Source organism: Erwinia sorbitola, assembly GCF_009738185.1.
GTDB classification, from domain to species: Bacteria; Pseudomonadota; Gammaproteobacteria; order Enterobacterales; family Enterobacteriaceae; genus Erwinia; species Erwinia sorbitola.
Window position 1 is genome coordinate 3372543 of record NZ_CP046509.1, and the last position, 26549, is coordinate 3399091.

Below are 26549 nucleotides of genomic sequence, written 5' to 3' on the forward strand. Positions count from 1 at the left end.
GAAATCCTGAGCTGAAGCACTGCGGCGAAATCCTCACTTCCCCTAACCGACTGGCTGACTATGACTGATATCATTCTGAAAATTGCAGGTAGCGCGTTTGGTGTGCCGATGAATGTGGATATGCAGGTGGCCGGTGGCCCCTTCTCATTTTCACTGAAAACGGAACAGTCCATTTCTATCAACGATATCTGGGATTTGTTCAGCGAGCAGCTTGCATCAGTGACCGGCGTGGCATTGCCCACCATTCCGCCCGGCCCATGGCAGAAGATAATGGACGTGAGGATTTTTCCCTCTTTATGGATCACCCCTGATGGCGGTACCGGCAACACCAGCGCGTTTCTGCTGCTGACGCTGGAAGAAGAGCTGTCGCTTGGGGTGAATTACCATGCTGCCGGATTCGACATCACCATTGAACCGAACATTATTATTACCGGACTGGTGATTGGTTATGACGGTGCAGGCGATGGCCTGACGGTGAAAGCCCGTATTAAAACCCCGGTGAGCAGCGGTAATAGCCGCAGCCTGAACGCCAGCCCGGCAAACAGCAAAGAGCAGCTGGTTAACTTCCCGTTCCCGCTTCCGGCACAGAACTCCGTCTCCTCTTTCAAACTGAATTATCTTGGCATCGGCCAGCGCGTTGGCCCGACTCCTCAGGTGCCCGGCAGCGGCAACCCGATGGATCTCATTTTTAATCAGCTGGAAACCCAGCTGACAGGCAACGATCCGGAAACTATTATCACCCGGCTGGCACATGATTTTTACCAGCCGGATCGCGACTGGTTTATCGCCGCAGACGTTGAGTTGCGCGAACTGCGCCTGCGTGTGCTGTTTAACGATCCGGCGATGTACGGCCTTGAAGTCAGTATTCCGATGACCAGCCCGCCCTCATTTTTTAGCGGTCTGCTGTTTGAAATTCTCTATCAGAAGCTCGGGCCAAATCTTGGGGTTTACTACGGCGCTCTGACGCTGCCTTACGGTATGCGGCGCATCCCGCTGGAAGGTTTTATCCTGATTCTGCCAGGCTTTTCCGCGTGGATCTATACCAACGGCGATTTTCGCATCAACGTTGGCTGGCCGGTCACCCCGGATAACGCCATCGGCATCTCTTTCGATATTCTCACCGGCTGGGCCGGATTTTATTTCGCTAAATTACGCAGCGGTGATAACCCCGGAGCCCTGCCCAGCGTTAATTACAATCCGATTCTGGAGTTCGGTATTGGCGTAGCGGTGACGGCAGGCATCAGTATCAGCGCCGGCCCGCTCAGTGCCAGCCTGGCCGTCAGCCTGTCGGCCAGCTTCCAGGGATTGCTGGCATGGGAGGCCAGCGGCAGCTCTATTGCCAACCCGCCAGACCACTACTGGTTTGCCGGCAGCGCCTCGATATCCGTGCTACTCCAGGGCAGCGTCGATCTGGCAATTATTAAAGCCTCGGTGATGGTGAGCTTCAGCGTCAGCGCCGGGGTGGCGTTTGAAACCGGTTATCAGACGGTCATCCCCATCTCAGCATCGGTCAGCGTCAGCGTCTCACTGAAGGTGGTTTTCTTTACCATTCATCTCTCCTTCCACACTACGGTAAATCATACTTTCTATATTGGTGATGGCACCCCGGCTTCGCTTAATGGCCCGCTGGCACCCGGACTAAACGTAATGTCGTCGGCGCCGCAGGCCTGGCAGAAGATAGTCACCAGTGCCAGAGAGTATGCCACGCTGCAACGCACGCAGCTGGCAGACGCCCTGCGCCCGCTGCATGATGTGCATGAGCCGTTACGTTTTCGTGCCAGCAGCGCCCGGCAGCCAGGCATAAACAGGCTGCAATCGGCGCTGACTACCCTCGACGTGGTGTTTGTGCTGCAACCGACCGTGGTCTGGGATAATCAGCAGCAGCCCTGCGTTAATCTGATCGCCTCGCTGGTGATGGAGTGCCCGGCCCCCAACGCGCCAGCGCTGGCCTCCCCCGATGCGGCCACCGGATACGAAGTTGTCATCATTAAGCTGCTGAAATGGTTAATGACTTTTATTCCAGAGCCGCATATTGACCAGCCGCTCTCCGTGACCTTACAGGCTTTATCTGCCCGGCTCGGCAGCGGCAGCGCCGAACCCGGCCCGGCCTTTGGTGGCAAAGATGGTTTCCGCACGCTGCTGGAGGCGTTCTTCGCCAGTACATTGTGCTTTACGCTACGCGGTGTCAGTAGCGGAGAGATCCCCTTTGCTACCGCCGCTGTGCTGCCGATGTTCGACTATTTGCGCATGGAGACAGGTGCCGACAGCGTGGACTTTTCTCGCTTTAATCCCACGCCTGCTAACTACGCCAGCGCACTTAACATCTATTTTGATAACGTCGGGCTGGTCGGCAGCGAGCGCACGGAGCAAGTAAACAGCAGCATCTTACAGGCGGAAGTCTCGCCGCCGGAAGGGCCTGCAATGGCCAGCTATCTGTTTGCTGACTACTTCCTGATGATTGCCCGCTACGCGCTGGAAACGCTGATCCAGGATGCGCAGCAGTACGAAAAACAGCAGGAAACCCAGCTAAGACGCCGGGCGAAACAGGCTGCCGCTAACCATATTGATGCCAATAATCCGCTCGCTTTTCTTGCCGCCATCGGCCCGGAACTCCTGACCGCAAACCCGACTCAGGAGCTCAACACTCTGCTGGATAACCTGGCTTACTGGAGCATTGCCGGTTTTGGTTCGCGCTATCTGATGTCCGGACTGCAACTGCCGGATCCGGCGCAGGTGCCGCCGCAGGTAACGCCGCAAAATATTACCGCCATCCCGACCTCTGCGTTATATCTGCTGTCGGGCCAGCAGTATGCAGTCAGCGGCAGCCCGCCGGATGCCGCTGCCACATTGCGATTTACCCCTGGTCTCGAGGTTGACTGGATCCAGTTTGCTGCGGCCAGCCCCGGCAGCGCCAGCGCCGGATTTGATATTCCCGCCGCTCTGCCAGAGAATCCGGATCCGCAGTGGATATTCCATACCACTTCCGCCTCTCCGGCACCGCTTACCGCCGATACCCTGCTGGTTAATCCGCTGCCTGCGGCGCTGTCAGCCCCCCTGGGCTATCAGCTGAAAAACAGCCTTGCATGGCGTAACGTGCAGGATGCCCGCACGCTGTATATCTTCCCGCAACCGCTGCTGAACCGGCTACAGGCACTGCTCACTCAACCGCCAGAGCAAGCGCACCTGCAACTCAGCCTTGAGGGCAGCGAGCAGGATCAGGACATAGCCAACAGCCCCATCGGCGCAGTTGCCACGCTACAGATTCGCCTTTCGCTGACTCAGGTCAGTACAGCCGCTCTCCATCGCGACGGCTCCCCGGCCTCACCGCAGCCAAAAGTGCAGCCCAATATCTACCAGCTGAACGGCACGGACGAAGCGACCCGGGAACTGATCTATCAGGCACTGCAGGGGGATCTCTCAGGCGCTACGCTGCGCCTGCTCTATCTGCCGCAGGGCAGCACTGAATGGGTATCCGATGATCTGGATCCGCTGGTGCTGTTAGCCAAACTCAACCTGTCGACGCTGAATCAGGTTGAGCAGGTCAGCCGTATGCACAGTATGATGCTGGCTGCCCTGCCAGCCGACAGCGATGCAGCACTGGTCAGTGATGCACAGCGTTTCCTGCGGCTGGTGTGGGAACTGAGCGTGGTTCGTGCGCCGGGTTATTATCTGCATTATCGTTCCCGCGACGGGCAGGGGCTGCCGGACACGCTGTTTGCCGATACCGCCAGCTCCAACGGCTCGCCTGATGATCCCACCCAGAAAACGGTACAGGGCAGCCATGCCGGCACCGCCGACCTGATGATTATTGTTGAGTTTGGCGACCAGCCCGCCAGCCAGCTGACTCTCTCACCCTGCCATAACAGCCTGTGGATTGACGCTGACAGTCAGATCGCCGCGCTGATCGGCCAGCTGTACGATGCCAGCGGAGAGCCGCTCTACGCCTGGCAATCGGCGTACGCTGCGGGCAATATCGGCTTTGCCGCCAGCTGGACGCCGGCCAGCGCTCCTTCCCCTGCACCATCGATTGCGGTCAGCCACCTGTATCATCTGATGCAGTACCGCATTGTCGCCGACGGCACGGAGTACCGCGACTCGGTTTGGAGCCTGCCGGTGGGGCCGACGGAGAGTAGCGCAGCATCCTCGCCCGATGCGCTTTGGCAGCTGCAACAGCTGGTGCCGCTGGTGCCGTTCTGTAGCGCCGGCAGCAACCCTTATGCGGTTATCGGCCACCCCGCCACGCTCTCATTCCGCCTGTGCGATATGTACGGCAACCCGCTGGCCAGCACGCACAATGACAGTTTTATACCGCTATACAGCGACCCGCTGATCGCACTGGGAGAGTGGCCGGGATTAAAGAGCACTTACGCTTTCCTGGCTGACAGCGCAGCCTCGCCGGATAAGGCACTGCTGCTGGTGGAGCTGGAGTTCAGCCCCAATATCGTTGAGCCGCTGACGTCCCCGGGCAATGACACCCGCGCACAGTGGATCAGCATGCGTGACAAATTCCAGCGCATTATCGATCAGCTGAACGATGCACACTGCCACTTTTCACTAAGCTGTAGCCTGATAAACGGCCCGCTGCCTGACGATCCCACGCCGGATCTGCTGGCGTTCGCGACTCTGATTCTCGGTGAGATTAACCAGCATATTCTCGGCAGTCACTCTGCGTTGATCGGCGCGCCGGATACCGTGCTGAAGCAGCCCCTTTTATTTGATCTGCCCTATGCCCTGCTGACGCAGCAGGTGCACGATATTGTCGATATTGGCGTTAGTCTCAACACCCGACGCGACAGTAATCTGGTGGACAGCGAGGTGGTGGAAAAAATACCGCAGGTCGGCCAGGTCAGTTACCCGCTGCTGGCCCGACTGGCATTGACGGATAGTGCGGGGTCGCCCGCCAGCCCGCAGAGTGACGATCTCAGCCTGAACGCTTTTGCTCTGAATTTTGAGCATGCTTTCAGCTGTTTCGATGGAAAAGATGGCTGCCTGAAACTGGCGCAGCGTGCGGGAGAGCAGATCGGCAGCGGCAGCAGTCAGCAACAGGATTTGTGGGCGGTACGTTTCAGCGCCAGCCAGGGGTTTAGCGTGACCTTTGCCCCCGAGCCTCTCTATTTTGCGTTGCGCCCGCTGAATATTATTCCGCGCAGCGGGATGGTCGATAACAGGCAGTATAACGATGTGGATATGGATGCCTGGGCCAGCAGTTTCTTCAGCGCCTTTGATACCTTCCTGTCGCCGCAGATGGGCGTTGCCGTGGCCCTGCTCGACCAGCAAAACCAAACCAACTACTACGATCTGCTGATGCAGAGTAAACAAAAACTGGCAAAGGCGATCCCATATGGACTGGTGCCAGTTTTGCAGAAAGATGCAGATAGCGGTGAGGGGGACAGCGCTGCGGCGCAGCAGCGTTTACAGCAGGCATTGCTGGAAAATCTCTCCAGCGCTTACACCGTATCCACCATTGTGCAGCTGCCGGTGAGCGTCAACGTACAGGGCATTGCTGACGATACCAGCCCGCAGCAGGCCCCCCAGCTTTACGGCAGCCTGCAACAGCCGCCGCAGGGTTCACCTCCGGGTGAAAACAGCAGTAATCTGTATCAGTTCACGCCCGTTACGCTGGATCTGGCTGGCGGGACACAGTGGGCCACCAGCCTGCTGACGGTGGCAAAACCCGGGGATCAGTCGAGCATCACCCTGCCGTTAGAGTATCAGGCCAGCTATCTGCAACACGATTTTACCCCTGACCAATCGCAGGATGGTTACGTACCCAGCTCCTGGCTGAAGTTTGTTCTGCCGGATAGCGAGCCGCTGGTGATGCCCGTTACCGCCACAGGTTCACCGTCGGACAGGGCAACAATCCCCATTCCGCTGCCGTTTGAACCGCCACTGCCGATGCTGGTTTCGCAACAGGCGCTGGGCGTGGAGATGACATCCCCCTCATCCAGCCCCGGTTCGCTGGCCGATGAAATTGCCCAGGCGCTGCAATGGCGTTATCGGGTTCAGGTCTCGCTGGATCTGAAAGATCAGGATCAGTTCTATTTCGATTTTACCCGCAATGTGCTGGCAAATCAGGCGATGCTGCTCAACGACCACCAGCAAAATGCGCATCTGCTGGATGAACTGTTCACCGCGCTGGCCCGCTTTACTTACGACTGGCCTGAACTCTCTTTACAGCTGGGCAGCATCGAACAGCAGGCCTACACCAACCAGCCCGGCGGAGCCTCTGCCGTGGTCGGGCAGTTCTATACTCTGGTGAACAATGTCGCGAGCAGCTGGCCGATAAACTGGAACCGTCGGATGCTGCTGGCAGCCACGCTGTATGAAATCGACCACTTCTGCCTCAGCTTTAGCGGCAACATCCTGCAACTGCGGGGCCAGACTGAACAGGGGGAGCAGAACCCCGCCTTCTGGCCTTCCATTCTGCTGGGCGATAACAGCCAGTGGACACCCGACCGTAACACGGCGCGGTTACAGGACGGCTGGTGGTACATCACCTGTAAAATCAAACAGGCCCCGCTGTTTACGTCGACAACGTTCACATGGGAACCGCTGGCGATCCTTGATTATCAAAGTGCGCAGTTTAGCGCCTGGACGGTACGCAATGCCGAACTGGTGCCGCAGCTGGCGACTAATCCACTGTTCGTCTATCAAACGGACAGCATCCGCTTCCCTGCCCCGATGATCCCGCTGATTGAACGCGACAGCCTGCCTGAAGTTCAGGTTCCGGCTATCAGCCTTAGCGTTCTGCAACAGATCTTGCAGGAGATCATGACGCCGCTGACGGCGGTTAATGAACCGGGCATTAACCCAACAATCAATCTTCAGGTCAGTCACGCCTGGGGGCTGGTGCCGGGTGCCGATCTGCTGGTGGAGTCACCGGTACTGTTGATCAACGCCTTGCAGCTGGACAACGCCTCACCAACTACCCTCGCTGACGAAGTGGCTGAGGAGATCTGGCAGTGGTATCTGGCGAATAACCCCCCGGTTTTACAATCGCAGATGCAGTTTGCCTTTACGCTGTTCGGTTCAGTCAACGGCCAGCAGCTGCCGCTGGTGCAGATAAATCGGATTCCCGTACTGTTTAGTCACCTTCAGGGGGATGTGTAATGGTCACCATGCGCCCGACGCTCACGGTTCCAACCCGCTTTGCGGATTTTCATCAGCGCCATGCAGGCGAAAGTATTCTGGTCTGCGGCTGCGGCAGCTCTCTCAACCAGCTCCAGGAAGCGGAGCACTACGTGACCATTGGGGTTAACGATGTCGGGCGCAAATTTCACCCTGACTATCTGGTGGTGCTGAACGGCCGGCATCAGTTTAGCGCAGAGCGCTTTGCTCCGATTGCCGCCTCACAGGCGCAGGCGATTTTTACCCATCTGTCGCTGGAGATAGACCATCCTAACGTGGTGCGCTTTCTGCTGGGCCAGCGCGGCGGGGTGGAGGTTAACACGCTGGATTCGCTGCCCTATACGCGTAACTCAACCTATGTAGCCGCCTGCCTGGCCATATTTATGGGGGCAAAACGCATCGGGCTGATCGGTGTGGATTTCACCGACCACCACTTTTTTGCTCAAACCGGGCGACATTCGTTAAGCGCAGAACTGGCACGCATTCGCCAGGAGTATGCCCGACTGGCGGAAGCCTGTACCCGGCTGGGCGTTGAGCTGGTCAATCTTAGCGCGCAAAGCGCCGTGGATACTCTGCCTTATGAACCACTGGCTGCGTTTTCCGCCCGAGCCAAGAGCGCAAAATCACTGAATATTGTCTCCTATGCCACCACGCCAGTGGCCGGAGTTCCTAAGCTGTTAAGCGAGTGCATCGAACGCTGCACGCCGCACCGCTGCCGCACGGTCTGGGCCACTCATCGCTACGGCAACGGCGTTGAGTTTGCTGGCGATGTGGAGTGGCAGCATCAGCCCGATATGGCCCGCGCACTGCTGGAAGCGGCGGATCTGGTCATTGTGCATAACGGACATACGGCTGCGCAGCACAATGAGATATTGCGCCACAAACCGGTGATTACCCTGGCGCACAACTATATGTGGAATGTCGATCAGCAGTTTGTAAAACGTGGCCTGCCAGGAATGGTGGTGGCTCAATATCAAGCCTCACTGCCCGAATTTGCCGGATGGCAAGCGGTGCCCAATCCGGTGCCACTTTGGGATCCGCTGTTTGCCCTGGGTGAAAAAGAGCAGCGAATTACTATTGCCTACACTCCGAGCGGTAAACATGAAAAATATCCCCCCGGCCACCGTCTCTACTGGCATTCCAAAGGGTACATCAGCACCATTGCGGTGCTGCAACGTCTGGCACAGCGCTATCCGCTACAGCTGCTCACGACGCAGTCAGGGCAGGTGAGTTTCAGCGAGTCGATGGAGATAAAAAGGCGGGCCCATATTGTTATCGATGAGTGCGTAACCGGCAGCTATCACCGCAACAGCCTGGAAGGCCTGGCTGCCGGTGCGGTGGTGATCAACGGGCTGGGCCTGGAGAGCGCCATCAGTGATGTTTTTCAACGCACGGTTTCTGCCGCACCCTCGCCGTTTGTCTGCGCCAGTCTCGCTACGCTGGAAATGGTGCTGACCGATCTGATCGCGTCAGGCCCGCAGCGCCTGACAGAACAGGGCATCCGTAACCGCCAGTGGCTGCTGCAACACTGGGATTTTTCAGCGCAGTGGCAGCAGTTCTGGCTGCCCCAACTGGCTAATGCGCGCGAAAAGATGCCCCCCGCACCCAACGCCGTACAGGCGGTCAAGCTACCGGCGAGGGTGTCTGCCTCCGCACCTCCGCAAACACTCTGCATCCAGACACCGTTAACGGCGGGCGTCAGTGTGATTATTCCTTTCGCCGGGAATCAACGGACAGAGCAGTTGCGCTGCGTCCTGCTGGGGCTAAAAAAACAGCCTGAGGTTCAGCGTATTATCGTTGTGGAGCTTGACCGCAGTGCCAACGCCCGGGAGATTGCCACCGGGCTGGCAGATGATTATCTGTTTGCTTACACGCAGCAGCCGTTTAGTAAATCACGCGCACTGAATATCGCGCTGCCGTTTGTCACCACACAGTACCTACTCTGGCTGGACAGCGATCTGCTGCTTCCGGAAGGGTTTATTCAGCAGGCGCGCGACGAATGTGAACACCGCGGGCTGGATTGTCTGATCCCCTGGGATACCGTGTATTACCTGGGCCAGGATGAGAGTGAGCAGATCCAGCAGGGAGTTCGCCAGCCCGAAGACGTCCAGCCGGTGCATCAGTTCCAGAGCCGCAGAGGTGCTCAGGGGGGAGCGGTGCTGGTGCGCACAGATTTTATTCTGCAACACGGTGGAATGCCTGTGCAGTTTCAGGGCTGGGGTGGCGAAGATAACGCATGGTTCCATAAGGTCAGCGTGCTGGGAAAAATCGATTACACCGCCGACCGGCAGCGCGCCCTTTTCCATCTCTATCATCCGCTCTCTTCCGGCTATTGTCGCCACGGAGAGCACATTGCGGCCAATCCCCATTATCAGAATAATTTTCAGCTGTTACAGCGGATGCGGTCGGCGCGCAGTGCGGCCACTTTCAGCCAGCGTTATCCCGCCTCAGCCTGGCATGCCGCGCCATGGGATGCCACGCAGGCCATTGTCTGTCCGCCGTCACACGCCGCGCTGGCGCAGCGGCTGCGGGATTTCTACGGCGATGCACTCTCTGTGACGCCGCAGCCGGATATGCAGGCGGTAGATTTATCTCTTTTCAATCCGGATCAGGCGGCGCTGGATCAGACCGTTCTGGCGGTGGTCAGGCATATTTGCACCCTTCACGACCCGTTACTACAGGGATAATCGACAGTCCTGAGGTTTGCAGTAACTCATAGACCTCTGGATAATGTTCTGACAATCAGAAAACAGTAAATTTAAATTAAAAATCTTGTTTGCAATTTATTCACATTCTATCGGGAAAGGTAGCTCAACTCTATTGCGCGTGATGAAAAATGAAATACATCACTTACAGTATAATTATACTCATCTTTTTCCCTGCAGGTGCCTGTGCTATGCAGCGTGTGGCATAGAGGAGTGAATGATCTACCACGTCAAATATATTTTTATATTATCTCCATACAGATAAAGATATTCGTCAGGCACCAGCAGGCAACTATGCGTATTATTTTAAACTCAGAGATCAGGATGGTGCTCAGGCAAACTTCAGTAGCATCATCTGGAGTAATGACTCCGTTTACCCGGAAGGGATTCAACTTATCACTTCATCAGCGTGACCATGAGAAATGGACTAAAAATGATAAAGCGCTACCCCATTTTAATATCTCCAGAAATAAAGAGACACAGACTCTTACTATAGAGCGGTTCGGCTATTAATCATTGCCTTCAGAGTCAGGTAGCGGCCTCACTTCTCCGAAACATGGCTAACCGTTTGCCCGTGCCGTCAGGTTATTGCTATTATCCGTCAAAGAATAAAAAACACCTGCCACTCTTACTCACAAAATAAGGACATCCTCTATGACAACCTCACAGGCATTAATTATCGGCGCATCGCGCGGCATCGGATTAGGGCTGGCAAATATCCTGGCTGAACGCGGCTGGCAGGTCACTGCTACCATGCGTAAGCAGATCCCCTCTGCGGCCTCCGGCATCCGCTGGTTAACGCTGGATATTAATATGCCAGATGAGCGTAAAGCGCTGAAAGAGCAGCTGGCTGGCCAGCAGTTTGATGTGATTTTTATTAACGCCGGTGTTTATGGGCCGGGCCATCAGAAGCTGTCAGCTTCCAGCGATGACGAACTGATGGCGCTGTTTATGACCAACACATTTTCGCCGCTGCGCTGCGCTGAAGAGCTGCTGCCGAACGTCAAACCGCAAACCGGTATCGTGGCGCTGATGTCCTCGCAGCTGGCCAGTCTGAATGAAAACAGTGATGCCACCTACCCGCTTTATGCAGCAAGTAAGGGAGCGCTGAATATGCTGGCTCGCGGATTGTCTGCACAGACCAACGCCCAGGGCCAGACGCTGCTTTGCGTCCATCCGGGCTGGGTGCAAACCGATATGGGCGGTAAAGATGCCCCGCTGACGGTGGCACAGAGTGCCAGCGGTATTGCCGATCAGCTGGCCGCATGGCGCGGTAAAGGCGGCCACCACTTTGTAGGATATGACGGAGAACTACTGGCCTGGTAATGCTTCGTCGGCATCAACCAGCAGTAATGTCCCACTGCTGCCGGGCAATACCCGATGAGGGCTGCCCGGTGGTATTACAATATATTCACCGCTTTTCAACGCCACAATTTCCCCGGCAATCTCCAGCTCCATCTGCCCTGCTATAACGACCAACAGCTCAGAAAAACCCTTATGCACTTCCTCTGGTATCCCGTCGCCGCCCATCCGTATCAGCTTGATGTTGGCCTGACCTGTCTTACTGATAATGGCCGATTGCCACATCTGCGGCAGCGCAGCGGCGCTGGTTAACAATGATGTCGCCTGCAACACAGCTTGCTCCTGAATATTCTCACCGAAGGAGTATTGATACAGGATTTCCTGTAAAGACATATCTAAGATATTTATCTAAGCTTTTCCATTGCAGGCCGTTACGCCACAAGAGGCACTTTTCCTGGCGCAGATCCCTAAAGTTTCAGTAAATGAGACCGATGTAAGTAGCACTCATCCTGAACTCTACCGGACTTATCATGTACCTGATTAAACCCTCAGAGCTGATTTTGCTGTCAATAACCCTGGCATACTGCCTGGCGACCTATTTATGGTTCTAGCCCTCATGGGATGAGGCACAGACCGTAATACCAATGTTTTTGCTAAAGTATTTTTCCCCCTGGCCGATGTAGTGAATGTTGGGGGGAGCAGAAAAAGGCAGCCATGCCGTGTTCCGCACCCAGGTAAACCTGATGGCATAATCCTTGAGTATCTGCAAAATTTAGCCGACGAATGTGAGTCGGCTTTTTTTTCCCGCAAGAGCGGCAGGGTAAAGCTGGCCGGAAAGAGTCAGAGTAACTCCAGCTGCCCGCTCTTATCCTCAGGTGGTTTTTTGGCGGGTACAGGCAGCGGCTGCGGACGCTGCATTTCATGCTGAAGCCATCTCAAAATCACCTGATTGATCCACTGCTGCTGCTGGCTGCTTATTGCCTGGTGCGGGGGGATAGCGTGCCATTTACTCAGGCAGCCACGGCAGCAGGTACCCGTTGCGTGCTGGGCAATAAACACCGGATGACCGCGCATCGGCGTCTGCTTACCGTCGTTGACTGGTTCGGCAGGTGCCAGCCGTTCGCGGATAAACTCTGCGGCGTGCTGCCGGATAATCTCTTCGCCTTTATCGCGGCAATAGCGATACTCGGCCAGACCGAGATGAAAACGCTGGCGAAAGGGTGAACGAGAGAGCCGCAGAAAGAGATCGTCGAGAGAATGCATGGTTTCAGGTCTTATTCACGGTGTAACTTTTGACTTTGCCATTCATCAGCCGGATGGTCAGGGTGCGTCCCTCGGTGGTGCTCATGGCCTTTGCCTGACTCCATGTCCACATCAGGATGCTTTGCCCCTCCGGAAAGGGTGTTTCTGAGGAGGGCTGACCAAACATGGCGATCAGATCCTGTCTGGTGGTTACGTCATATTTGATTTTCGCCAGCTCGCTGTCATCAAAATTATTTCCCACCGAGGCGGTACAGCTCACCAGCATCAGACACAACACTATCACTATCGTTTTAAACATACCTTCCCGGCACCGCTGTGGTTTTCGCCCATTCTGGCACAGTTCCTGCCCGCTGCAAAAATTAACCCGGGGCAATCAGACCAGCGTCATTGTGTGGCAGACGCTGACGATGAGGTGATGTCGGAAGAAGTTTTTTGATATTACTCAACTTTTCCACTTATCGTTGTGTTAACATCCTGCGGCACGGACGTTGAGTTAGCGCTTATCGCATCCGGCACACCCTATCAGGCGGCCATCGTATAATGGTATTACCTCAGCTTCCCAAGCTGATGACACGGGTTCGATTCCCGTTGGCCGCTCCAGCATCTGCTCTGACTCGCCGCTTCCTTTGCAGTAAAACTTCCTTTAGAGACTCTCACAGGCTTCTGTACGTATCAGGAAAAATCCTGAGTATGCGCTTGCAGCCAGCTACTCCTTAATACACCTGTTTAACTCCCTTCATACAAACATTTTACTTATGCATTATTTAGCGGGTGATATATCTTTTTGTTTGTAGCCGCTTTTTTCTCTTTATGTAACGCTATCAATCCTAAAAGAAAATAATAACTATCACCTGTTTTCAGGAAAATGGGATTGCTCCCCTTTCAAACGATACATAAGGAAAAACTATGCTTACAGCAACGCGTAATAACAGCCCGTTCAGTAAAACCCGGATTTCTGCCGCCCTGCTGCTGGCGTTCAGCACTCTCACCACTTTCGCCGCCCACGCTGACCAGCTGGCCGACATTAAAAAAGCCGGTGTGGTCAAAATTGCCACCTTTGATGCCAACCCGCCGTTTGGCTCTGTGGATGCCAAAACCCATGAGATCGTCGGTTATGACGTGGATTTTGCGAAAGCTATCGCTAAAACTCTGGGGGTAAAATTGCAGCTGGTGCCAACAAATCCAGCCAACCGTATTCCTCTGTTGCAGTCCGGCAAGGCCGATTTGATTGTGGCAGATATCACCATCACGCCTGAGCGCGCCAAAGTTATCGATTTCTCCGTGCCTTATTTTGTTACCGGTCAGCAGTTCCTGGTGCCTGTCGGCTCCCCGGATAAGCTTGATGGCTATGCCACTGCGCGTATTGGTGCGGTTAAAGGCACCACCGGTGAGCAGGAATTACATAACCGCTTCCCGCAGTCGCGCGTCCTGTCGTATGACGATATTCCGCTGGCGCTCTCTGCCCTGCGCAACGGCAATGTGCAGGCGATTACTCAGGACAGCACCATTCTTGCCGGCCTGCTCGACGGTGCGCCTGATAAAGCGAAATACAAAGTGTTGCCTGAACTTCTGAGTAAAGAAGAGATTGGCGTTGGGGTGAAAAAGGGCGAAACCAGCCTGCTGAAAGTGGTGAACGACGAGCTGCTGAATCTGGAAAAAAATGGTCAGGCGGTGAGTATTTATAACAGCTGGTTTGGCCCGCAGACCAAATCGCCGCAGCCACGGTTATTCAAAATCGAAGCAAAATAATCAGCCAGGTAACACACATGCAGCAGGAAAATTTATCAACCGCAGCGGCGTCTGCGGTTTTTTCACATTCATCTGTGGCCCCATCCCCTGCCGTCGAGTTCCGCCAGGTGAGTAAGTCTTTTGGCCATCATCAGGTGATTAAAACGGTTAATCTGAGCGTGGCGAGCGGTGAAGTTGTCGCCGTCTGCGGGCCGTCAGGTTCGGGTAAATCCACGCTGATCCGTCTGATCAACCAGCTGGAAACCGTGAGCGACGGTGAGATTCTGATCGACGGCCAGCCTACCCGCGGTCTGAAAGGAGCGGAGCTTCAGCAGCTGCGAACGCATATTGGCTTTGTGTTTCAGCAGTTTAACCTGTACGCCCATCTGACTGCGCAGGACAATGTCAGCCTGGCGTTAGTCAAGGTGCATGGCTGGAAGAGAAATGAAGCCCGGGCTAAAGCGCTGGCACTGCTGACGCGCGTCGGGCTGGCAGATAAAGCACAGCACTATCCTGATCAGCTCTCCGGGGGGCAGCAGCAGCGTGTGGCCATTGCCCGGGCGCTGGCGACTGACCCCAGTATTATCCTGTTTGATGAGCCGACGTCCGCCCTGGATCCGGAGATGATCGGCGAAGTACTGCTGGTCATGCAGGAGCTGGCGCGCAGCGGTATCACCATGATCGTGGTGACTCATGAAATGAGCTTTGCTCGTGAAATATCTGACCGGGTGATCTTTATGGACGGCGGAGAAATCCTCGAACAGGCCGCGCCAGAGGCGTTCTTTACTCGCCCTGCCCATCCGCGCGCCCAGCGCTTTCTGCAAAAAGTCCTGTTTCCACTGCATCCTGAATCACAGGTGGGCCTGTGAACTGGCATCCCGACTGGGCAGGAGTAGTGACCGGGCAACCCCTGCAATGGATTATCTCCGGATTTCTCACCACGCTATACGTCAGTGTGATTGCCAGCCTGTTCGCTACGCTGCTGGTTGTGCTGCTGCTGGTGCTGCGTCTCAGTCCGTCACGTGTGGCTCAGGGGGCAGTTGCGGCCTTTGTCTCCCTGTTTCGCAATACGCCACTGCTGGTGCAGCTGCTGTTCTGGTACTTCGCCGCATGGGGTGCGCTGCCGCAGACGTGGCGTTTTTATATCGGGGATATTCATCCCTGGGCTACCTTTCCCGGCGATATATCCTGGCTGACGCCCGAGTTCCTCTGTGTAGTCTGGGGGCTGGGATTATTTACTGCGGCATTTTTAGTGGAAGAGGTTCAGGCGGGGCTGAATTCGGTACCGAAAGGCCAGCGCGAAGCGGCAGTTTCACAGGGGTTCAGCCGCTGGACGCTGCTGCGGTCAATTCTGCTGCCACAGGCGCTGACCAATGCCTGGCAGCCTATCGCCGGACAGTATCTTAACCTGATGAAGCTCTCCTCGCTGGCAACCGGCATCGGCTTTTCCGAGCTGACCTATCAGGTCAGCCGGATTGAGAGTTATAACGCCCACGCTTTTGAGGGCTTCGCCGTGGGCACCGCGCTGTATCTGCTGCTGGGCGTGGTTTTGGGCGGGCTTCTGACGGCGTTCGGCCCAAAACGACCGCGTCGCCATCAGCCCAGACAGGCAGACTCCCCCCTGACGGAGCGTTCAGAAGATGGAATTTGATTATTCAGTACTGCACGATAATTTTACCTACATGCTGTGGGGAAGAGTGGCAGACGGCGAGCCGGGCGGGGTGTTACTGACGCTGATTATGGCGGTGTCAGCCGGTTTTCTCGCGCTGGTTTTTGGTGTGGTGATGGCCGCTCTGGCCTGGCGCTACGGCGGCTGGACACGCAAAGTACTGTTTATCTGGGCATCCTTTATTCGTGGGATCCCGCTGATTTTTGTGATTTTCTGGCTCTATTTCCTGCTGCCGGTGGTATTTGGCGGATCTATCCCCGGGCCGCTGACGGTGATTATTGCGCTGGCGTGGTTTACCTCTGCGGCCGTCATGCACTCAACGCTGGCGGGGCTGGAGTCTCTGCCTGGCGGACAGACCGAAGCGGGGATTGCGTCGGGCTTCAGTAAAACGCAGATCCTGGTGTTTATTCTGCTGCCGCAGGCGTGGCCCAACTTACTGCCGTCGTATCTGGGGTTACTTATTTCCCTGCTTAAAGACACGTCTCTGGCGTTTATTGTTAACGTCCCGGAGTTAACCACGGTCGCCGGACAGGTCAATAACCGGGTACAAATTTACCCCGCCGAGATCTTCCTGTTTGTTGGCGTTATCTATTATCTGTTATGCAGCGCGCTGGCGTATCTGGCAGGAAAAGGATTAAAGCAGCGCCAGGCGAGCTGAACCAGCCAGGGCGCTCCGCATGCAGCGCCCTGCATTTTATTTTACAGGCATGTTCAGACAGGCTTTCTGTGATTAAACATGGTGTTCATCGCCAGCATCAGCAGACCGACGCCCACCAGAATAAGAAAACCATAATTCAGCCAGTGGAACAGCCAGATACCGGCCACGCCTCCGGCGAGAAATGCCAGCACGGTATAAGCGTGCAGCTGCAACCGTTCAAGATAGAGGTGTGCCACTTTTGGCGATTCTTTACGGCGCAGCACATCAATCAACAGCGCAAGCTCAATGCCAATATCCGTCGCGGTACCGGAGACATGTGTGGTTCTGACCCGCGCATTAGAAATACGGGTGACCACTGCATTCTGTAGCCCCATCAGAAAACTCAGAGTGAGGATCAGCAACGCTACCGGGTGCGAGAGAATAAAGAGGCTTTCAATTATGCCCAGAGCAATCAGCGCCAGCCCCTCAATAAAGATATTCACGGCATAAATGCTGCTGATTTCCCTTCTTCTTCCTGCACTAATAATCAGGGTGGAAAAGGTGGAACCGGCAATAAACAGCATCACAATACCAAGAAAGAATAAACCCGTTTGCAGATCGAGCGTTGCCATACGCTCTGAAAGTACCGAGACGTTGCCCGTCATATTTGCCGCGAAAAAACCCACGCTTTTAAATGCGGCAGTATTCAGAGCCCCAGCCACCGCTGCCAGAGTACAAGCCAGGCGGCTATCCGTGTTGAACGTCCTTGCTTCATCAATAGTGATTAACATTAAGTGAACTCTGATCAAATACAGGATGCCTGATGATCCCCTTGTTTGTAGTGGCAAACAAGGCCCAGGAGCTTTCTGACACCAAAACCAGACATCCGGAAGGGGGATTAGAATGATGTAAGGGTATATTTTATGGGAAGTAAGGGGAAGAGGAGTAAAAAAAACCGGCGGTTGCGGGCCGCCGGGCAAGCAAAACAAGGTGCTTGACGTTATGAAAACTATTGCAGGCGGTCAATAATCGGCTTCACCACCTTAACGCCATCCCGGCCGTAAAATTGATAGAGCGAGTCCGATGCTGCCTGGGTGAGAACCATAATCTCAATGCGGCGATTGCGGGCAGCAAGAGGATTGTCTGGATCCAGCAGCATGCGATCGGCCATGGCATTCACCTGAATCACCCGCCTGGCTTCCAGCCCGCCTTTCTCCAGCACGCTTCTGGCGGCCAGCGCGCGATCGCCGGAAAGGTTCCAGTTGTTATAGCCTGCATTGTTGCGATAGTTGGCTGAGTCAGTATGGCCGTTGATCACCACCTGGTTATCAATACGGTTAAATACCGGGGCCAGTTCACTCAGCAGCCGGGTAAAGAAATGTGTCATCCGCGCACTACCGCGTGGAAACATCAGCCGGTCATTATCATCCTGGAGCAGAATACGCAGCCCTTGTGGCACCTTTTCCAGCGACAGATTTCCCTGCGCGTTAAGTTCGGCAATAATTTTTGTAATCGCCTCGCTCAGTTCATTCAGCTCCCGATCAGAACGCGACAGCACATCCTTCAGTGACTCAGTCTGCTGAGATTCCTCCGTCTCAGTCGCCTCTTTCGTATCGACGATCGCGGGGACCGGGGGGGCAATCGGCAGAGAATTGCTGCCCGAGGAGGGATCGTTAAGCGGGCTAAATGCCCCTCCGCCAAACAGTGAGACTCCGTTCAACTGGGCAACGATTTCCCGCCGCTCATCTTTCGATACTGAGCTGACAATCCACAGCACCATAAACAGCGCCATCATTGCCAGCGTAAAGTCAGCAAAGGCCACCTTCCAGGCGCCGGTATGCACGCCATGGTTAGCTTTTTTACCACCTCGTTTGATGATGGTGGTATGAGCACCCTTCTTCATTCTGGATTCTCACCCATGGCGTTCACCCAGCTGTCCAGCGTGGCAAACGTCGGTTTGGATTCCAGCGATAACATCTTACGGCCTGCATCGACGGCCAGCAGAGTGGGTTTTCCGGCAATATGGTTAACCAGCACGGTACGGATGCAGAAGAAAATAGTCATACGTTTACGCATGCACTGCTCCATGGCGTTAGCTAACGGATCCATCAGGCAGTAGCAGAAGAATACCCCGAGGAATGTGCCGACCAGTGCAGCCGCTACTTTCAGGCCAATCAACGCAATGGATCCATCGATAGACTGCATGGTGATAATAATCCCCAGTACCGCCGCACAGATGCCAAACCCTGGCATGGCTTCTGCCGTACGTTGCAGCGAGCGCGAAGGCACCAGCAGCTCGTCTTCCACCGCTTCTATTTCTGCCTCAAGCAGCCCTTCCATTTCGTGCTCGTTAATTTTACCCATCGCCATCAGGCGGAAGTTATCGGAAATAAAGGTGATAAAACCTTTATCTTTAAGTATTAACGGGTATTTTTTAAACAACACACTGTTATCAGGAACATCAATATGCTCGTCCAGCGCCTTTAAACCACCGTCCTGTACCAGTTCCAGCAGTTCATACATCAGCATTAATAACTGACGTTGAAATTCAGCGTTTTGTTCGTCTTTACTGACGGCGGCTTTTGTCTGTGACCACATCGATTTTAATACATGTTTTGGATTGGCAATAACCATTGCCCCCGCACCGGCTCCGAGAATAATGATCAGCTCGCCCGGCTGCCAGAAAGAAGCAAGGTTACCGCCGGACATTAAATATCCGCCAACCACACAGCCCAGCACCATGATTAATCCAATAAGTTTCTGCATTTTCTATCCGTTTAAAAAAAGGCCTTAATTTTTTCGCTAATCTTTTTATTCAGTTGACATACCCGAGCCTCAGTTATATCCAGGACTAAAGCGATCTCTTTCAGGCTGATTCCCTGCTGGTAATAAAGATTAATAATAATACGCTCTCGTTCATTCAGGCTGTTGAGCGCCAGCGCCAGCGTACGCTGAGTATCGACTTCCTCTTCCAGCTCGCGCCCGACAAAAGCGCCGCGGTGATCCCGCCCTTCAACGGAGAGGATCTCGTCCAGACTCTCCATGGCTCCGGCTGAATCCAGCAGCAGATATTCCTGCCACTCCTCACTGCTTAACCCCAGCTGCTGACGGGCCTCTTCATCCGTTGGCTCACGGCCAAGGCTGCGCGCCATCTCACGCAGGGCATCATTAATTTTGTGCGTTTTCTGCCGCAACGTACGTGGACGCCAGTCGTGCAGCCGGAACTGATCCAGCACCGCACCGCGCACGCGCTGCATGGCATAGCCCGCAAACTGTTCATCGGGCTTGCCATAGCGGCGCAGCGATTCCAGCAGCCCCATCAGCGCTATCTGTTCGATGTCATCGCAGTCCATCATGCCGTTCGCCTGAGGAGAGAGCTGGCGAACTACTTTTTTCACCAGGGGAAGCCACTGCATCATAAAGCGGCTCTCTTCGACGGGTGACAGCGCCGTAATATCCGTAAAGATACTCATGCTAATAGATCACTGGAAGACCATTTTAGAAATGGTCACATCTTCAAAAGGAATGGTGACATCGATGCTTTTGAATGCGCTTTTATAGCGTTCCATCATCATGCTGCGCAGCTCCGTCGCTGACATGCCGCGGACTTCGCCGTATTCCATTGAGGTCAGTATATCCACAGCAATACCCTTGATTTTAGGCAGCAGGCTTTCAGCGCGTTCCGACTGAGATTCATCATTGGTAGTCAGTGCCAGATCGAGCAGCAGATAACGCTCTTTTGCCGAGTCGCTTTTCAGCGTGATCATCAGGTTTTTAATTTCAACAAACTGTAAATTCTTCTCTTCTTTTTCCGCTGGCGATGATGAGAAAAGAGAAATGGACGAACCTTCATCGTCTTTTTTATTCAGGTGCTGTGAACCAAATAAGACCAGCACAGCAGTTACAAGTGCCGTTACCAGAACCAGAATAAAATTGATTAATATCGTCTTCATAAATGTCATTAAGCCATGGTCAATATTGTGCCGTCGGTGCCACGCTGTGCTGTGGTTACCTCTTCGTTATTCTCTGCGATAGCCAGTTCAGGTGGTTTATGATGTCGCTGCTGCTGCCGACTATCGCCATTGTGAGTCGATACCTGAACGTTCACCTGAACGTTGTTTTGTTCACTCAGGCTGGCACGCATTTCATTGCTGATTTGCTGCAATAAACGGGCGACTTCCGGCTGTGCGGCCTGAATCTGAACCTGGAGTTTGCCCGACTCAAAATGAATTGAGATATCCACTTTCCCCATATTGGGCGGGTCGAGTCGGATGGTGGCCTTTTGCACACCTCGATCGATTTGCATTTCCAGCCGTTCAGCCAGCGCTTTATGAAGCGCTTCGGCCTGCTGCTCAGGAGCGGCAGGAAGCACAATCGCCGGTAATGTTTTGCCCGCCGCCTCTCCTCTCAACAGGGCATTAAACAGCGCCGGGGCCGGATGCTGCAGGACGCTGTCGGCAGCGATCGCTTCACGATCGGCACGCAGTACCTGCTGTACCGACCGGCTGACCAGTAACGCATCCGCCGGAGTCGCCAGCTTTGTCGGCGCATTTTGCAGTATGGCAGGCAGCGGTACAGGTTCGTTGGATAGCTGATTCGCTTTACCAGCTGGCAGCTGTTCCGGTGTCTTCACGCCTGCTGACGCTGTTTCCTGTAGCCGCAGGGCTGCCGGAGAACTACCTGTGGCCAGTATGCTATTTCTCAGCAGGCTGGCGTTTTCTGTCGCCACTTCATCACGCGCTGCACTCTTTATCAGGTTGTCAGCCACGATACCAACCTGAGGCTGTGCCTGGGGCTGAACCTGAGCTCGCGCCGGATCTTCGGTTTGTACCGCAGCCGCTGGCTGAACCTGAGCCTGAATCTGCGCCGCATCCCCGGTTTGCACCGCAGCCGCTGGCTGAATCTGAGCCTGAACCCGCACCGCATCCCCGGTTTGTACCGCAGCCGCTGGCTGAACCTGAGCCTGAATCTGCGCCGCATCCCCGGTTTGTACCGCAGCCGCTGGCTGAACCTGAGCCTGAACCCGCGCCAGCTCCCCGGTTTGTACCGCAGCCGCTGGCTGAACCTGAGCCTGAATCTGCGCCGCATCCCCGGTTTGTACCGCAGCCGCTGGCTGAACCTGAGCCTGAATCTGCGCCGCATCCCCGGTTTGTACCGCAGCCGCTGGCTGAATCTGAGCCTGAATCCGTGGCGCATCTTCGGTTTGTACCGCAGCCGCTGGCTGAATCTGAGCCTGAACCCGTGGCGCATCTTCGGTTTGTACCGCAGCCGCTGGCTGAATCTGAGCCTGAACCCGTGGCGCATCTACGGTTTGTACCGCAGCCGCTGGCTGAGTATCAACCAGAGCCTGCCGCTGAGTTTGCAACGGAGCCTCAGAGGGAACCGCCCCCTGATCCATCAGCAAATACTGAGTTTGAGCCTCAGGCAGAATCACCGCAGGAGTATGCAGCGTACCCATGGCTTCTGGCAGGGTAGCGATCGGCGCAGCCAACAGCAGTTCGAGCAGCTGCTCCGGGTCACTTTCGTCCGCTTGCTGCTCAATGTCGCGGTGAGCGGGAAGATCAGTACTCTCCCGCTCAGGCTGAGACGACATGCCGATGACCATCGCTAAACGGCTCTCTTCCAGCGTATCACCCGGCAAAGACGATGCGGCAGCAGGCGGCCTGAGGCCAGGTAACAGGGTTGCAGCCATCCCTGGTGCACCCGTCCCTGATAACATCGTCGGCATTATTCATTCTCCTCATCACTCGCTGAAAACATTTCATAGGCTTGCAGCCCCTCGCGATTTTGCTGGTACTGCTGAAGCTTTATGCGCAGTAAGTCATGTTGTTCGCGACACATTTTTGCTACCCGTGCGTGGCTGCGGCGCAGCTGATCCAGCTCGTGATGCAAATTTTCATACAATCCCTGCTCACGGATCGCCCGCAGCAGGTCGCTTATCTGTGCATCAACGCGGCGGATCTCATTCCAGTTTTCATCGAATGCTGCCTGTTCCAGAGCCTGGTTCAGTTGGAGAATGCGTTTACTTGTCACGCACCCATCCCTTCCCAGCCTTCCTGAATATTGCGCAGGATTTCTTCCACTTCACCGATCTGCTCTACGGAGAGCTGATGGCTGGCGTCATACAGGCGATACACGCAGTAGTCATAAAGCCCGGCTAGCCGCAGCGCCAGTTCACCTCCGCGCTCATAATCCAGGGCGCTGGTCAGGGCATTGAGAATATCAATGCACTTGGTGATGCTCTCTGTTTTGCGTTCAAAACGTCGTGCCTGAATATGGCCTTTGGCACGAATAAGCTCATCCAGCAGGCCGTTTAATAACATGATCACCAGCTGGTGCGGTGTGGCAGCAGCCGTGCGGATCGCCAGATCGGCATCCTGGTATTGCTTAAAATTGTTAGAGTTTCCGTACATAATGGTCTGTTAATTCCCTACCAGAACTGCCCCATCGTTTGGTTCATCTGCGAGAGAATGCCCTGCATATTGCTGAACTCTTTCACATAACGATTGAAGTTCGTTTCATAACGCGTCTGAATCATTTTCTCTTTGCGAACCAGCTGCTGGCTCTTCTGATCCAGGCTCTCCTGACGCTGTTTCAGCGTTCCTTTTGTCCCGCTGAGGAAAATATCCAGCCCCTCTTTTTCTACACGCTTAAGCAAACCTTCGGCACCGTCAAATAATGAGTTAAGCGCATCAGATTTTTCCTTCACTGCTTCATCAAAGATTTTCCCGTCAAGTTTCAGCTGGCCATCTTTTTCAGCGCCGATACCGAATCTGGAAAGTTTCACACCGTTAAACTCACTGCGCAGCAGACTGTTAAGCTTGCTTTCCAGCGTATTAATTCCGGAGTCACCCGCCAATGCACCGCGCGCTACCGAACCGTCGCCGCTGCCACTTTTCGTCAGTTCGTCGAGCTTCTGACGCAGCTGGTTATAGGAAGACACAAAGTTATCCGCCTGTTCGCGCGTGGCCGTTGAGTCGTTTTCAACGTTGATAACCAGCGGTTCATCATCGGCAGTTTTACGAATTACCGTTAATTCCACGCCGGGGATGGTGTCCTTAAAGGTGTTGCTGCTGTTGGTAAAAGTCATGGCATCATTGTCACCCATGGTGATCACTGCATCTTTCGCTGTTGAAATTTGAGTGGCCTGGGTCGTCAACTGACTGTTCAACGCGGCATCGTCAGCGGAGAGGGCGATCGCGTTCGCCGCGCCGGTTTTATCGCTACTAAGCATCAGAATATTCTGGCCGTTTTGCTTCACCAGGGAGGCGGTGGCACCAGAATTGCCGCTCTCAGCGTTGATTTTGTCGCGCAGTTCCGCCAGATTGCTGACGGCGGACATATCAATATCTACCGCTTTATCGCCGATGCTGATTTTCATATTGCCGCTGGCAGCGGCAATATCCGCATCGCCCAACTTTTGAAACGCCAGCTGATCGGCGCTGGCCGTCTCTTTTACGTTGATGTTGTACAGGCCTTTTTTTGCGCTGCTGCTGGCTTTTAACGTGACGTGCCCTTCCGAGCTGGCGGTTGCACTGTTTTTTACGATACCGCCGTTGGTGCCGCTCACGCTCAGTTTTCTGACCGAAGTTCTGAATTCCGTTAGCGCGTTTTTCAGCGTGGTCAGCGCTTTCTGCTGGCCTGAAATCCGGTTCTTTTGGCTTCTCAGCTGAATCTGCTGGGTTTCAATACTGGCGGTTGCCATCTGCTGGGACATGGTTTGCGGATCGAAACTGTCTAACCAACTCATGATTGTCTCCTGTTCACGACTGCGCGGCATGGCGGCAGTGGAATACTTACGGTCTTATTAGCAAACTTCATGCCAACTTTTAAATTTATTACTTTTCATTACGTTAGAATGAGAACGGAATATACACTTCCGCCTGATGCGGAAATGTCTTACCCGTATGCGGAAACAAAAACACCGCTACAGGAGCGGTGTTTTTTATTCCAGGTGAGGGAGTTAGCCCAGCATACCCAGAACCATCTGACTCATGCCGTTAGCCTGCTTCAGCATGGACTGGCTTGACTGCGACAGCATCTGCTGACGCATCATGCTGGTCGCTTCGGTCGCGTAGTTAGCATCGCGGATAATACCCAGGCTGACGTTGGTGTTATCTTTCATGTTTGCCAGGTTAGCCTTGGTGTGGCCCAGACGGTTAATGTTGGCACCCAGGGATGAACGCATAGAACCTACTTCTTTAATCGCGCCATTCAGGGTGTCAATCGCAGCGTTACCCGCCTCAGCTGAGTCCATTTTTATAGTCTGCAAGCTGCCCAGTTTTTCGCCGACTGCTTTCATGTTTTCGCTAAAGTCAACTTTCAGTGTTTCATCGGTGCTGGCACCAATCTGGAACTGCAATTTACCGGCCAGTTTGCCGGAAACTCCGGCGGCCTTACCGACGCTTTTGCCCGAAGCTCCGGTGGAACCACCGCCGCTGGCGCTGGCGCTGAGGGAGATCAGCAGTTTTTCCGTACCGTACGAGGTGTTACCCATGATGTTTGCCAGCTCTGCGTTCAGTTCGCCAAACTCCTGGTTGATAGCTGTGCGGTCGTCGGCGCTGTTGGTATCATCCGCAGCCTGCGTTGCCAGATCCTTCATGCGATACAGGATGTTGTTCACTTCATCAAAAGCACCTTCAGCGGTTTGCAGCATTGAGGTCGCTTTCTCGATGTTATCATGAGCCACACCCATACCATTGGTTTGCGCTTGCAGACGTGTAGCGATTTGCAGGCCAGCAGCATCATCAGCAGCGCTGTTAATACGCTTACCGGTACCTAAACGCTGCATCGCGGTAGTCATACTCGCGATTGATTTGTTCATCGCGTTGTTGGAGCTCATTGATGCTGAGTTTGTGAACAGAGTTAATGCCATGATTTGTTTCTCCTTGAGGAATCACCACGATTCCATTTCCTATGCCAGAGATAAGCGACAGGGAATGGGAGAAAATTAAATGGATTTGGAAATAAAACAGAAAAAAAACAAAAAAAGAAAACAGCTACGCGATATTTTCCCAATAACTCAAGAAAACCCCCCGGGAATTTTCTCCGTTAAGCTCCCGGGGTGCCCTACGCTAACTGCCTGCCAGTACGTTACGTACCCGCGCGCCCCGGACATTAGCCTGACCTGCCAGCGCCTGCGACACAGTGCTAAAATCGCCTTTACGCAGCAGGTTCGACAGATCCTCAGATGCACGTATCGCCGTGGCAGGGCCATCTTTGAAGGTGGCCATACTGTCAATTCGCTGCTGAACCCGGGTACGGGTTCCCTGCAAATTACGCCGCTGACGCGTTACTGTCTCCAGCGATTGTTCCAGAGTGCCGAGCAGCGAACCGGCGCTTGCCGGTGACTGCACCAGCTGTTGTAACGTCTCTTCCAGCGCACTTTCTCTCTGCGGTTTCAGCGGATAAAACTGCCCCTGAGGGTAACGTTCGCCACCACCCTGAACGCTGAGATGCTGGCTGACTTCAGGCCACTGCTGTTCGCTGACCTGGAAATTGAGCTGGCTGCCGTTGATCTGCCCGTGTATTCCCCACTTTCCCAGCGCCTGATTCAGGCGCAGCAGGTTTTGCTGCGGCGAGGAGCCATCCAGTTCTGCTGCGCTGATGCTTCGCTGACGGCCGGCCAGTGAAAATGTCAGCAGTTCCGGCTGCTCGTTCAGCAGCAGCGCGGTACCATCTTGCAGGCTGAAGTTAACCGTCGGCTTGCTCTGTAAACTCAGCTGCAACTGGCGGTCAACGGTTCCTGCGGAAAGCTGTTCACGCCTGGTCAGCAGCTTTTGCAGGCTTTCCGCCTGCCTGGCAACCTCACTACCCGCCGCACGACGGGTAATCAGGTGGTTCAGCTGTAGCACCTTTTTTTCGGTTTCTTGCAGGAAGCCATCCGCCTGCTGAACCGCCGTAATTTGCTGATTGAGCTGCACGTTATAGCGCATTGGCTCAGAGGAGATCAGCGGACGATCAGGATAGGCGGTGGTTGCTTTCTGAGCCGCCTGGGTGCTGGATAAAACCGCATTCGTCGCCCCCGCTGAACGGTGAGCAATCGGCGCTTTGCTGGCGAGTATGCTGGCCGTTGCCGGGGCAGCAGCCCCGGCATGAGGATTAACCTGTATCATGT

General features: G+C 54.7%; 21 protein-coding genes and 1 tRNA gene. 8 read left to right on the forward strand and 14 right to left on the reverse strand.

Annotation, left to right across the window (positions count from 1 at the left end):
- Positions 1-60: 60 nt before the first annotated feature.
- The 3 genes from GN242_RS15265 (at position 61) to GN242_RS15275 (ending at position 11159) form a co-directional block, all read left to right on the forward strand.
- Positions 61-7110, forward strand: coding sequence for a hypothetical protein (locus GN242_RS15265; protein ID WP_156287778.1), 7050 nt, complete (start codon positions 61-63; stop codon positions 7108-7110).
- Positions 7110-9815, forward strand: a complete 2706-nt coding sequence (locus GN242_RS15270; protein WP_156287779.1) for a glycosyltransferase — start codon at positions 7110-7112, stop codon at positions 9813-9815. The genes GN242_RS15265 and GN242_RS15270 overlap by 1 nt, the downstream gene beginning before the upstream one ends.
- A gap of 672 nt (positions 9816-10487) precedes the next feature.
- A complete protein-coding gene (locus GN242_RS15275) occupies positions 10488-11159 on the forward strand; it encodes an SDR family oxidoreductase (protein WP_156287780.1) in 672 nt (223 codons plus the stop codon).
- On the opposite strand, the gene GN242_RS15280 is transcribed toward GN242_RS15275, so the two are convergent.
- From GN242_RS15280 to GN242_RS15290, 3 genes are all read right to left on the reverse strand, one after another.
- Entirely contained in the window at positions 11145-11528 is a 384-nt protein-coding gene (locus GN242_RS15280; protein ID WP_156287781.1) for a cupin domain-containing protein, read from the reverse strand. The two genes, GN242_RS15275 and GN242_RS15280, sit on opposite strands and share 15 nt — an antisense overlap.
- A 447-nt stretch (positions 11529-11975) precedes the next feature.
- Positions 11976-12398: a DUF4186 domain-containing protein gene (locus tag GN242_RS15285; RefSeq protein WP_156287782.1), complete on the reverse strand. Its 423-nt coding sequence runs from the start codon at positions 12396-12398 to the stop codon at positions 11976-11978.
- A gap of 4 nt (positions 12399-12402) precedes the next feature.
- On the reverse strand, positions 12403-12696 hold the full coding sequence (locus tag GN242_RS15290) for a hypothetical protein (protein WP_156287783.1): 294 nt from the start codon (positions 12694-12696) through the stop codon (positions 12403-12405).
- 228 nt (positions 12697-12924) lie between these two features.
- On the opposite strand from GN242_RS15290, the gene GN242_RS15295 reads away from it, so the two are divergent.
- The 5 genes from GN242_RS15295 to GN242_RS15315 all read left to right on the forward strand — a co-directional run bounded on the left by GN242_RS15295 (position 12925) and on the right by GN242_RS15315 (position 16453).
- Positions 12925-12998: transfer RNA gene (locus tag GN242_RS15295), tRNA-Gly, on the forward strand.
- 306 nt (positions 12999-13304) lie between these two features.
- The gene (locus GN242_RS15300) at positions 13305-14147 is read left to right on the forward strand and encodes an ABC transporter substrate-binding protein (protein WP_154752220.1); all 843 of its coding nucleotides are present in this window, start codon (positions 13305-13307) and stop codon (positions 14145-14147) included.
- Positions 14148-14164: 17 nt separating this feature from the next.
- Entirely contained in the window at positions 14165-14995 is an 831-nt protein-coding gene (locus GN242_RS15305) for an amino acid ABC transporter ATP-binding protein (protein ID WP_154752221.1), read from the forward strand.
- The gene (locus GN242_RS15310) at positions 14992-15777 is read left to right on the forward strand and encodes an amino acid ABC transporter permease (protein WP_156287784.1); all 786 of its coding nucleotides are present in this window, start codon (positions 14992-14994) and stop codon (positions 15775-15777) included. Before GN242_RS15305 ends, GN242_RS15310 begins: the two co-directional genes overlap by 4 nt.
- Positions 15767-16453 (forward strand): amino acid ABC transporter permease, encoded by a 687-nt coding sequence (locus tag GN242_RS15315; protein WP_154752222.1) that lies wholly within the window; start codon positions 15767-15769, stop codon positions 16451-16453. Before GN242_RS15310 ends, GN242_RS15315 begins: the two co-directional genes overlap by 11 nt.
- A gap of 53 nt (positions 16454-16506) precedes the next feature.
- Here the strand turns inward: GN242_RS15315 and GN242_RS15320 are convergent, their stop codons facing one another.
- The 11 genes from GN242_RS15320 to GN242_RS15370 all read right to left on the reverse strand — a co-directional run bounded on the left by GN242_RS15320 (position 16507) and on the right by GN242_RS15370 (position 26547).
- Complete coding sequence (locus tag GN242_RS15320) at positions 16507-17223, reverse strand: YoaK family protein (protein WP_154752223.1); 717 nt, start codon at positions 17221-17223, stop codon at positions 16507-16509.
- Positions 17224-17441: 218 nt separating this feature from the next.
- A complete protein-coding gene (gene lafU / locus GN242_RS15325; protein WP_154752224.1) occupies positions 17442-18335 on the reverse strand; it encodes a putative lateral flagellar export/assembly protein LafU in 894 nt (297 codons plus the stop codon).
- Complete coding sequence (gene motA / locus GN242_RS15330; protein ID WP_154752225.1) at positions 18332-19198, reverse strand: flagellar motor stator protein MotA; 867 nt, start codon at positions 19196-19198, stop codon at positions 18332-18334. The genes lafU and motA overlap by 4 nt, the downstream gene beginning before the upstream one ends.
- An 11-nt stretch (positions 19199-19209) precedes the next feature.
- Positions 19210-19905: a FliA/WhiG family RNA polymerase sigma factor gene (locus GN242_RS15335; RefSeq protein WP_154752226.1), complete on the reverse strand. Its 696-nt coding sequence runs from the start codon at positions 19903-19905 to the stop codon at positions 19210-19212.
- 9 nt (positions 19906-19914) lie between these two features.
- Positions 19915-20385, reverse strand: coding sequence for a flagellar basal body-associated FliL family protein (locus tag GN242_RS15340; protein WP_195918343.1), 471 nt, complete (start codon positions 20383-20385; stop codon positions 19915-19917).
- A gap of 8 nt (positions 20386-20393) precedes the next feature.
- A complete protein-coding gene (locus tag GN242_RS21795) occupies positions 20394-22160 on the reverse strand; it encodes a flagellar hook-length control protein FliK (protein WP_231617106.1) in 1767 nt (588 codons plus the stop codon).
- Positions 22160-22465: a hypothetical protein gene (locus GN242_RS15350; RefSeq protein ID WP_156287785.1), complete on the reverse strand. Its 306-nt coding sequence runs from the start codon at positions 22463-22465 to the stop codon at positions 22160-22162. The genes GN242_RS21795 and GN242_RS15350 overlap by 1 nt, the downstream gene beginning before the upstream one ends.
- On the reverse strand, positions 22462-22845 hold the full coding sequence (fliS, locus tag GN242_RS15355; RefSeq protein ID WP_154752230.1) for a flagellar export chaperone FliS: 384 nt from the start codon (positions 22843-22845) through the stop codon (positions 22462-22464). The genes GN242_RS15350 and fliS overlap by 4 nt, the downstream gene beginning before the upstream one ends.
- 17 nt (positions 22846-22862) lie before the next feature.
- Positions 22863-24182 (reverse strand): flagellar filament capping protein FliD, encoded by a 1320-nt coding sequence (fliD, locus tag GN242_RS15360; RefSeq protein WP_195918344.1) that lies wholly within the window; start codon positions 24180-24182, stop codon positions 22863-22865.
- A gap of 213 nt (positions 24183-24395) precedes the next feature.
- Positions 24396-25307: a flagellin N-terminal helical domain-containing protein gene (locus tag GN242_RS15365; protein WP_154752232.1), complete on the reverse strand. Its 912-nt coding sequence runs from the start codon at positions 25305-25307 to the stop codon at positions 24396-24398.
- Positions 25308-25506: 199 nt separating this feature from the next.
- Positions 25507-26547 (reverse strand): hypothetical protein, encoded by a 1041-nt coding sequence (locus tag GN242_RS15370; protein WP_156287786.1) that lies wholly within the window; start codon positions 26545-26547, stop codon positions 25507-25509.
- Between the last annotated feature and the right edge of the window lie 2 nt (positions 26548-26549).

Coding starts and splice junctions, on each gene's coding strand:
- GN242_RS15265 (WP_156287778.1), top strand. CDS start 61: ATGACTGATATCATTCTGAAAATTGCAGGTAGCGCGTTTGGTGTGCCG.
- GN242_RS15270 (WP_156287779.1), top strand. CDS start 7,110: ATGGTCACCATGCGCCCGACGCTCACGGTTCCAACCCGCTTTGCGGAT.
- GN242_RS15275 (WP_156287780.1), top strand. CDS start 10,488: ATGACAACCTCACAGGCATTAATTATCGGCGCATCGCGCGGCATCGGA.
- GN242_RS15280 (WP_156287781.1), bottom strand. CDS start 11,528: ATGTCTTTACAGGAAATCCTGTATCAATACTCCTTCGGTGAGAATATT.
- GN242_RS15285 (WP_156287782.1), bottom strand. CDS start 12,398: ATGCATTCTCTCGACGATCTCTTTCTGCGGCTCTCTCGTTCACCCTTT.
- GN242_RS15290 (WP_156287783.1), bottom strand. CDS start 12,696: ATGTTTAAAACGATAGTGATAGTGTTGTGTCTGATGCTGGTGAGCTGT.
- GN242_RS15300 (WP_154752220.1), top strand. CDS start 13,305: ATGCTTACAGCAACGCGTAATAACAGCCCGTTCAGTAAAACCCGGATT.
- GN242_RS15305 (WP_154752221.1), top strand. CDS start 14,165: ATGCAGCAGGAAAATTTATCAACCGCAGCGGCGTCTGCGGTTTTTTCA.
- GN242_RS15315 (WP_154752222.1), top strand. CDS start 15,767: ATGGAATTTGATTATTCAGTACTGCACGATAATTTTACCTACATGCTG.
- GN242_RS15320 (WP_154752223.1), bottom strand. CDS start 17,223: ATGTTAATCACTATTGATGAAGCAAGGACGTTCAACACGGATAGCCGC.
- lafU (WP_154752224.1), bottom strand. CDS start 18,335: ATGAAGAAGGGTGCTCATACCACCATCATCAAACGAGGTGGTAAAAAA.
- motA (WP_154752225.1), bottom strand. CDS start 19,198: ATGCAGAAACTTATTGGATTAATCATGGTGCTGGGCTGTGTGGTTGGC.
- GN242_RS15335 (WP_154752226.1), bottom strand. CDS start 19,905: ATGAGTATCTTTACGGATATTACGGCGCTGTCACCCGTCGAAGAGAGC.
- GN242_RS15340 (WP_195918343.1), bottom strand. CDS start 20,385: ATGAAGACGATATTAATCAATTTTATTCTGGTTCTGGTAACGGCACTT.
- GN242_RS21795 (WP_231617106.1), bottom strand. CDS start 22,160: ATGCCGACGATGTTATCAGGGACGGGTGCACCAGGGATGGCTGCAACC.
- fliS (WP_154752230.1), bottom strand. CDS start 22,845: ATGTACGGAAACTCTAACAATTTTAAGCAATACCAGGATGCCGATCTG.
- fliD (WP_195918344.1), bottom strand. CDS start 24,182: ATGAGTTGGTTAGACAGTTTCGATCCGCAAACCATGTCCCAGCAGATG.
- GN242_RS15365 (WP_154752232.1), bottom strand. CDS start 25,307: ATGGCATTAACTCTGTTCACAAACTCAGCATCAATGAGCTCCAACAAC.
- GN242_RS15370 (WP_156287786.1), bottom strand. CDS start 26,547: ATGATACAGGTTAATCCTCATGCCGGGGCTGCTGCCCCGGCAACGGCC.